This window comes from Campylobacter concisus (assembly GCF_003049085.1).
In the GTDB taxonomy this organism is placed as follows: Bacteria; Campylobacterota; Campylobacteria; order Campylobacterales; family Campylobacteraceae; genus Campylobacter_A; species Campylobacter_A concisus_H.
This window is the reverse complement of the sequence record NZ_PIQX01000002.1, coordinates 292,718-300,888: the sequence shown is the minus strand read 5'-3', so window position 1 is coordinate 300,888 and position 8,171 is coordinate 292,718. Positions and strand designations below refer to the sequence as shown.

6 protein-coding genes are annotated in these 8,171 nt (G+C 43.4%); all 6 read right to left on the bottom strand.

The annotated features are described in order from the left end of the window. Positions 1 to 472 (bottom strand): phage tail protein (locus tag CVT13_RS03915; protein WP_199907273.1); only part of this gene is annotated, 472 nt, incomplete at its 3' end. Continuing rightward, complete coding sequence (locus CVT13_RS03910) at positions 472 to 4,197, bottom strand: phage tail protein (protein WP_107811675.1); 3,726 nt, start codon at positions 4,195 to 4,197, stop codon at positions 472 to 474. The genes CVT13_RS03910 and CVT13_RS03915, both read right to left, overlap by 1 nt. Further along, positions 4,184 to 4,546 (bottom strand): hypothetical protein, encoded by a 363-nt coding sequence (locus CVT13_RS03905; protein WP_107811674.1) that lies wholly within the window; start codon positions 4,544 to 4,546, stop codon positions 4,184 to 4,186. The genes CVT13_RS03910 and CVT13_RS03905 overlap by 14 nt, the downstream gene beginning before the upstream one ends. Beyond that, complete coding sequence (locus CVT13_RS03900) at positions 4,543 to 5,154, bottom strand: DUF1833 family protein (protein ID WP_107811673.1); 612 nt, start codon at positions 5,152 to 5,154, stop codon at positions 4,543 to 4,545. The genes CVT13_RS03905 and CVT13_RS03900 overlap by 4 nt, the downstream gene beginning before the upstream one ends. Continuing rightward, positions 5,151 to 5,486: a DUF2460 domain-containing protein gene (locus CVT13_RS03895; protein ID WP_159071102.1), complete on the bottom strand. Its 336-nt coding sequence runs from the start codon at positions 5,484 to 5,486 to the stop codon at positions 5,151 to 5,153. Before CVT13_RS03895 ends, CVT13_RS03900 begins: the two co-directional genes overlap by 4 nt. Then, entirely contained in the window at positions 5,483 to 7,870 is a 2,388-nt protein-coding gene (locus tag CVT13_RS03890; protein WP_159071101.1) for a tape measure protein, read from the bottom strand. The genes CVT13_RS03895 and CVT13_RS03890 overlap by 4 nt, the downstream gene beginning before the upstream one ends. Between the last annotated feature and the right edge of the window lie 301 nt (positions 7,871 to 8,171).

Here is an 8,171-nt window from a genome sequence, read left to right as displayed (position 1 = left end):
GCAGCAAGAATTTATCGCCACTTCGTCCGTATGTGTAGCCGATCACCGCAAAGAGTGCGGCGTATGTGTTTTTATCAAGCGCTGATCCGTCACAACGGAGAAAGCCCTCTGGCGTATTTGAGTTTGAGCTATATAAAAGATAGCTTCCGACTGGTATAGCTTTTTGTAGCTCGGTTTTTAGAGCGAATTTATCATCGCTTTCGCGTTTAGTGTATGCGTCTATCTTGTCTACCACTCCGCTTTGCGCGTCTATCGAGCAAAGAATTCCCCACGCGCTATTAGCCTTATTGCGTATTTTTAAGAGATGTTTTTTGTTGTTGGACGTATCTAACCATACCGTACCGGCTTGAGCCGCCGCCGGTTCTAAATTCCCGGCGTTGCTGCTAGCTAACGCGGCTAAAATTTCGTTAGCCTGCCTCCTAAACTCTAGCCCTTGCAAATTTGCGCCTATTTCGTATTTGCTCGTTTGCATCAATATCCTTTCGCTATGTAATTAAATTCTCGCCTCACGGCCGTTCCTTTTTTATCTAAGATTTTTATCATAAATCCCTCCTTGCTTTGGTTTGTTAAAACGGCATCGTCGTCGACTAACGCGTTTATTATCGTTATCTGCGCTTTAGGGGAGACGCTAAAATTATTTTTATAACTGATTAAAATATCGCCGCTATCGTCGCTAAACGCCGAGCCGCTCTCTATAACGTCGGGCATATCTACTATTACGCTCCAGCTTCTTATAAGCGGCGTTACTAGCTCGTCACGCGTAGTTAGCTTTAATCTAAATTTAAAAGCCTTGCCTACGTACCGCCCGTCTTTAAAGTCCCTAAACTCGTTAAAGCTTACCCCGTCTACGCTTGAAGAAATTTCTACCGCGACGTCGAACGACCCGACGTTTAGCCCGTCGATATTTTGGGACGAATCTACGTTATCCAGCAAATCGAAGTTAGAGTTTAAACTAAGCCCTATCGCGTCGAATGCGGAAGAAATATCGCAAAGCTTAGCGCCCGTTAAATTTATTATTTTATCGCTCTCGTAATAGCCCGTCTTGCTTAAAACTTTTCTATCCCCGCTATAATCTTCGTCGATACTTTCGTCTAAATCTACGTTCGGCAATAAATCGAAATGATAAAAAAGCGGTATATCGGTAGCCAAAGCGAGCGAATTCTCGAATAGCTGCACGCTATCTAAACGACCGCCCCAAGTAGGCGCGTCGATACGTTCTATGACGTTTTGCGGGGCAAGCGTTTCGTCTATTATCAAAACCGCGGCGTTTTTGCTCTCGACCCTTAATCCGTAGGCGTTTATATAAAAAGCTTTTATAAGATAAGTTCCGATCGAGCTTAAGAACGCTCTAGGAGCCGTCCCTGAGTAAACGCTATAAGTGGTTTCGAATTTTAAACCTTTTCGTATTTCGTAATTTTCGCCCGTATCGCGCCAAAAAGCCAAATTCTTATTATCTTCGTATATACTATTAAAGCCCTCTACGTCCGCTAAAGGCGTAACGTTTAAATCCAAATTCGCCGCATCGCTTCTTATGCCGCTAGTATCGACCGCGATCACGCTTAATTTAGAGTTTAATTTAGTCTTAGGCATATCAAATCTATTTAAAGCCGTTTTCCCTACCAGTGCATTGTCTTCATAAATTTCAAATTCTTTAAAATCTAGCGGCGGTAAATAATCCCAGCTTAAAGCCCAAACATCCCTTAGCTCGACCGCTTTTAGATTCTCTACCGGCTCCGGCGGGTAAAGCTTGCCTAAAACCTTATAAATCTTACCCGCGCTATTGCCCGCGCCATCTTTTACCGTTATTTCGTAGGTTTCGCCCTCTTTGGCTTCAAACTCGAACGCGCTATTAAAGACCTTTATCGTTCGTTCTTCGCTAGCGCTTTTGTAAGTTACGAAATAAAACAGCGAATTGCCGCTCCAAGCTAGAGCTAGCATAGTTTTTATATTTTTGGCCGTATCGTATTTTAAATATTCGCTTATTCTTAGATTCCGTACGTCCAGCGACGAATAATCCGTAACGCTTATATTTTCCCTATCGTCGTAAATATCCTCGTTGTATTCTATCGCCGTAATATGGCGCGTAAATTCGCCCGAAGTAGCTATCTTTAAAATTCGGTATAATTTAGAAGCCTTATTAATCTCGCCGAATGCGTAGTTGTCGTATTTTCTAAAGACGCTTCCGTTTAAATTCAGCCTTAGTTTATTCGGAGCTAGGATTTCTAAAATCTCGAACTCTTTGATCTCGTTTACGTCGTTTTTGATTTGAATAGCGTATTTTACGCCGCCTACGGTATCTAAATCTCTATCTAAAATAACGAAATCCGCGCCGCTATCTTCTAGTAATCTACCGCTAAAGCCGTATTGAGGCGTATCGTGGCTAACCTTGATAATATCGCCGTATCTGCAAACTAAACTATCTTTGTCGGCTTCAAATTCTATCGTTTCGGTTAAATAGCGGTTGCAATTTAAAGTAAAGCGTCCGTAAGCTCTAGCCTGCGCCTCGTCCGTGCAGCCTACCAGCGTAACGGAGCTTTTATTGCTTACGCGCGAATTATCGGCGGCTATTTGTCCGACCGAAACGACGGAAGGCTCGTAATCTTTATTTTTATCGTAATAAGTTATCTCGATAAAATTCGCCCTATCTACCAAAGGGAGGAAATTTTGCTTAAACGTATCGCTTAAGATATTACCCATACCGAACAAAAAGCTTTGAGCGGGAATTAGCCCCGCTTTTTCTATTATTACGTCGAATTTAGAACCCGCTTGAAGCACGGACGCGCGACCTAGCAAGCTAACCGTATCTAAGGCCTTTCTAACGCTTAATTCGCTATCGAATACGATATTACATTTTAAGCTCTTTTCTTCGCAAAAATTAGCCCATTCGTTAAAACTAGGCATTATGCGCAAACTCTCCACGCCGCTATCTTCTAAAATTTTACGGCAAATATGAGAGGGATTATCGCTATTAGCCGTTACGACCGCGCTAATCCTAGGTGCTCCGCCGTTTAGCTGATCAGTCGCTAACGCCCTAATAGCTAGAAGCGCAGTTTTAGGATAAATAAAATCGTCGCTTACGGTTTCGGTTACGTATTCTAAATAACAATCGCTTGCGTAACGGCTGCCAGTATTGGGCGCGGTTTCAAATTTAGCCCTAATGTTATATTTATTGGGCGGTAAGTTACCCACCCTAAAGACTCGCCTAAAAGTAGAAGTCTGCGCAGCTGAAATGGTTTGCCCCGTTATCGGCGTCCAGTTTTTGCCGTCGGCGGAGTATTCTACCCTCACGTTTACCGAGTATCCGTCAAGCCCGCCTTTATCGTTGGCGTAATAAAGCCCGCGCGGAAAAACTAGCGTTACGGATAGGCTCGTTACGAAATTACCGTCCGTTTGAGCTAAAGAGTAAGATAAATCGGGGTTTAGCTTTTTGCCTATGTTCTTATCGTAGCTAGTATCGTTAAAATTAGAGATTATATTTTGGTTATTAAATCCGTTTCTAATCTCATAAGTTACGCCTTTAAAATTCTCTATCGGCTCATCATTTATCTTAATCTCTCGTATATCTTTAATCTCACCGTCGTTTAGCGCATAAAGACCATTAAAATATTGCTTATCGCCATCGCTAATTATATGCGAAGCGATTAACGGCGGAGTTATTTTATGTGTCCCAAAAACCTTAGGCACTACTTGAGCTTGCATAGCTTGGTTGGTAGGCTTATTCCAGCCGTAGGTATTGGAATTTTTAAAATCCATTCTATCAAAGCCAGGCATAGATGGTTTAGGCATAATAGCACTTAATAGCAAATTGCCAGCCACAGCGATACCAGCGGCTAGCGCGTACGTTCCAAGCCCAGCGGCCATAGCTCCCGTTCCGCCTATGACGGTTCCTAACATGTGCGCGGCGGCATAAGGCGCGGCGATAGCTATCGCAATAGAAGCCACGATGCCTAGAATCTTTTTACCGCCTCCGCCTCCGCCTTTAGGCACGATAGCGATATTTACTACGTCGCCGTTTTCAAGCTCGAAAAAGCCGCTTTGTATAACGCTATTTTTAGAAATTACGAGATCGTAAATTTCGTTATCATATTTTAATTCCTTTAAAATTTCGTCGATATTTTTATATTCTCCGCTAGCTAGTATCGTTCTATCTAAGGGATTTAAAACGTTATTGTAGGTTATTATTTTATTTTCGGTCATAATAGCCCTCTATCAATTTTTCGTAATTAGCTAGCCGTTCTACGATAGCGCCCGTTTGCGACGTGGTATGTAAAATATGCTCTTCGTCGATTAAATATCCGAAATGCGTTACTATTTTAGGGTGGTTCATATCGTAACGCAAAGCTACGCAAACGCCCTTACGCTTTTCTACTCTATGCCAGTTTTTTGAAATCTCGTCTAAAAATTCGCTAAATACGAGTTTAGCTCTATCGTGCGGCGCACGTGCTGGCGGTATGATTATGCCACGCTCTATCTCGTAGCACTTTCTCACCAAAGCAAAGCAGTCCATTTCCTCAAACGGAGCGCCTATTAAATCCCTTATCGTCATTTCTTATACCCGCCCGCAATTCCCAAGAATCCGCCGAAGCACGCCGAATTATTCTTAGCCCTGCAACTAGCCAAGGTTTTATCGCAACGAGTTTCTAGTCCGTTATAACCGCACTCCTCGCTTTTAAATTTAAATACGCAATAATCCTTATACATTTTCCGTGGTGGATAGCTCATATTAAAAAGATTGCTTGCACCTAGGTTAAAGGTTACAGCTTTACTATCAGAGCTAAAATCTGTAAGCTCAAAAAACTCCTCAAGCACTGGCTCGCTTAAATCTTTAGTATTTATCACGTAAATTTTTGCTTTAATAGTAGAGTTTTCTGCGCCGCGCGTTTTTACGTAGTTATCGTAAGAATTTATGTAATTTTGCATAGCTCGGCTGGTGTTATCGATACTTAAATTAAATTGCGGTATTTCGCCCTTAGCCGTTTGGATTTCGCCTATACTAAAAGGGAACGCCACGAACTCTTCCCCTATAAAGGTTATATTCTCGCTATTGTTTATTATGCGTACCGTAGGCGTTTCGGGAATAAAAATTTCAAGCCCTACTAAAAGCGCGCTATCTGAAGCCGCGGCGTTTAAATCCTTTATCGTAGTTAGTTTCATATCTCTACTATCTCCACTTTTACCGCGCAGTGGTTTTGCATATTGTCGTCGGCTTTTAAATCGTCCATCGCAAATACGCAAATTTTAGTTTCGTCCTCCAGCGGATAACGGAATTTAAAAGCCTGCCCTTGATTTTCTACGAAAAAATCTCTTAAAATTTTGAACTGCTCCGCGTTTAGGGCGGGGTAATTTAAACTATACGAGCTTTTAGGTTTAGTCCATTTTTTACGTGTTATCGTATAGCCGCCGTCGCTTGAGCTTCTATGCGTAGGATTGCGTAAGGTTCTCGACGAACCTACGACAATCGGCGGATAGCTAGGATAAGTATTCACGCTAATAACCCCCTTAAAGTTTCGCGCGAGCCTAAGACGTTTTTACTCACGCCGTTTAAAACTAAAGATATGACCCATTCGCCGTCGTTTCGCCTTACCGCGGCATTAGATACCTTTACGTCCTCTCTGGTTTGATTTATGACTTCTACTTTTACGCTATTTAAAGACGCTCCGACCTGCGCTTTTACGCCTAAGTCGCCGTTAGAGGTCCTTGTTAAAGGCATAATAGCTTCGGGGCTACCGCCGTTTTTCTCGCCCATTACGCCGATGTCGGGAATACCGCCTTTGGCAAATTTAAAAAAGGTCGGTTTGCTTACGATAGAGTTGGCGTAGCTATGCAGATCGGGGCTATTAAATACACCACCTTTTGCCGCTGGGGTAGCATTTAATACGCTTGCAAATCCTCCAGCTGGCAAAGCAGCAGGAGCTGGAGTAGCCCCTCCAGACATTCCTGGTAACATATTCGTAACCGAATTGATTAACGGCTGGATTATCATCATCTTTACTATTTGCCTATAAATTTGCCCTAAAATATCCTGCGCTAAATCGCCGAATTTCATAAAGCGATCGGACGAATAATCAAAGAAATTACCCATAGCGCTTTCAAGGCTATTTAAGCCGCTATGCATAATCTGCCCCCAGCTTGAAGCGTCAAACATCTGCTTTTGATAAAGCTGTTCCTCTGATGCCATGGCGCGGGCGTAGTAATTTTCAGTAATCTCGCCTTTTTTTAGCATAGCCGTATATTGCTCTGCAGCGTGGCTGTGCTCTATCTCCACTAGACGTATACGTCTAGCCGTTTCGTCGCTTATTAGCTCCGTTTGGCGTTTAGCTAAATTAAATTCGCGGTCTTTTAGTTTCAAATATTCGTTAGTGGCCTTGATTTGTTCTTGCTTGGTTTTTTCTTGCTCCGCCAGCTTATTTTTCGTCTCTTCGGCGTCTATTTTTGCTAGTTCGTTTTTTCTATATTCCGCGATTTTATCCGGACTTACGCCGAGCGCCGTCCACTCTTGAGCTTTCCTTGCAACGTTATCTCTTTTTTTTTCGATTTCGCTCATTCCGCTTTGGGCTATCTCTAAAAGCGCTCTGTTTAGGGCGCTTATTTGCTCTTTCGTTTTGGTCGCTTGCGTGCCCGTATTTTTGACGCTCTGTCTAATCCCCTCGAATTTTTCGTTTATTTTCGGCGCGGCGCTTGCCATAGTATCCTCGGCTATGTCTTTTAGTAGCCCTTTCATTGCGTCTTGGGTTAGGCTGATTTGCTCATCTAACTCTTTGCGGTGCTTCATAAGTCCGTCAGATATATTGGTAGAAATATCTATGCGCCCAAATCTAGTCTCGCCGCCCCACAGGGAAGCTATTGAGTTATACGCCTCCTCTGCTTCGGCAATCATAGAATTTAGCCCATTAGATAGCGTAGTAGTAGCTGCGTCGATAGCCAAAGTTATTGCGGTGGGAATTGCCGTGAATACGTTATCTACAGCAAGCCCTAACCAAATGACCGCTGTTCCCATAAGCTGGAAGCTACGATATACGTCAAGTCCAAACTCGACAATGTCGCTGCGGTTATCCTTTATCCAATCGGCTATTTTTTCTAAGCCCTGCGACATCCCGCCCGTCGCGCCTGCGGCTTCGTTAAACTCTGCCACCAAAAGCGACATTTCAGTCTTTAGATCGGTAAATGCCTTGCCGACGGTTACGGGCATTTGAGTAAAGTCTTTGTCAATCTGATCGCTCATTTTTAAGAGAGCGCCTGATACTGCTTCGGCCGTTAATTTACTTTGTCCGCCCAGCTCTTTTAGTTTTCCTATCGGCACGCCTAGCCCGTCGGCGAGATAGCGCATAAGCGTCGGCGAAGCCTCGGCGATAGAGTTAAATTCGTCGCCTTTTAACGCGCCGCTACCCATAGCTTGACCGAATTGCTTTATCGCGGCGGCGGCTTCCTCGGCACTCGCTCCGCCTAATTGCAAGGCTTTAGTAAAATTTGAGGTTACTTTGTTTATATCCTCAGTGCTTTTGCCGAGGTCTTTAAGTGCTGGAGCAAGTTTAACGTATAGGTCGGTAGTGTCTTTTATGTCGGCGTGAGTGTCTCTAGCGATAGCGTGCATCGCCTTTTGTTGTGCAGTAAACTCCACCATTGAATCTGTCGCCTTTTTTAGGCGCGAGCTCATCAGGCTCATTTCGTCCGAGATTTGCACAAATTCGCGCACTATCATAGAGCCTGCGATTGCCCCGATAGCTGTTTTTAGGGTAGCAAAAGCACCCGACAGCTGCGCCGCCGACTTCTCGGCCTTTTTTACTTCGTTACTTACGCTGTTTAAATCGCTTTTTAGCTTGTCCGCCCCCTCAACTTTGGCGCTAACAATCAAACTAGCAACTTCGGTCATTATTTGCCCCTCTTTTAATCTAGGGCACATTGTATATGAAATTTAAGGGGGCGTTGGTTTGGTAAAATTAGGCTAATAGCACGTTGTTTTTCATAAAAAATTCATCATTGTCAAAAATATACGCCTTGACTGCACCGATAGCCGTAAAAATCTCCTCAAAACGCTTTTGCGTTTCGTCTAATGCCTTGACGCATTTGTTTTCTTTTTGTGTATTTTTTTCGGATAGCTTTTTGTATTTGTCGAAATAATAATCCCGCTCCGAGAGGGCAACAACAAAAAAAAGGGGAGGGTTAAAACCACT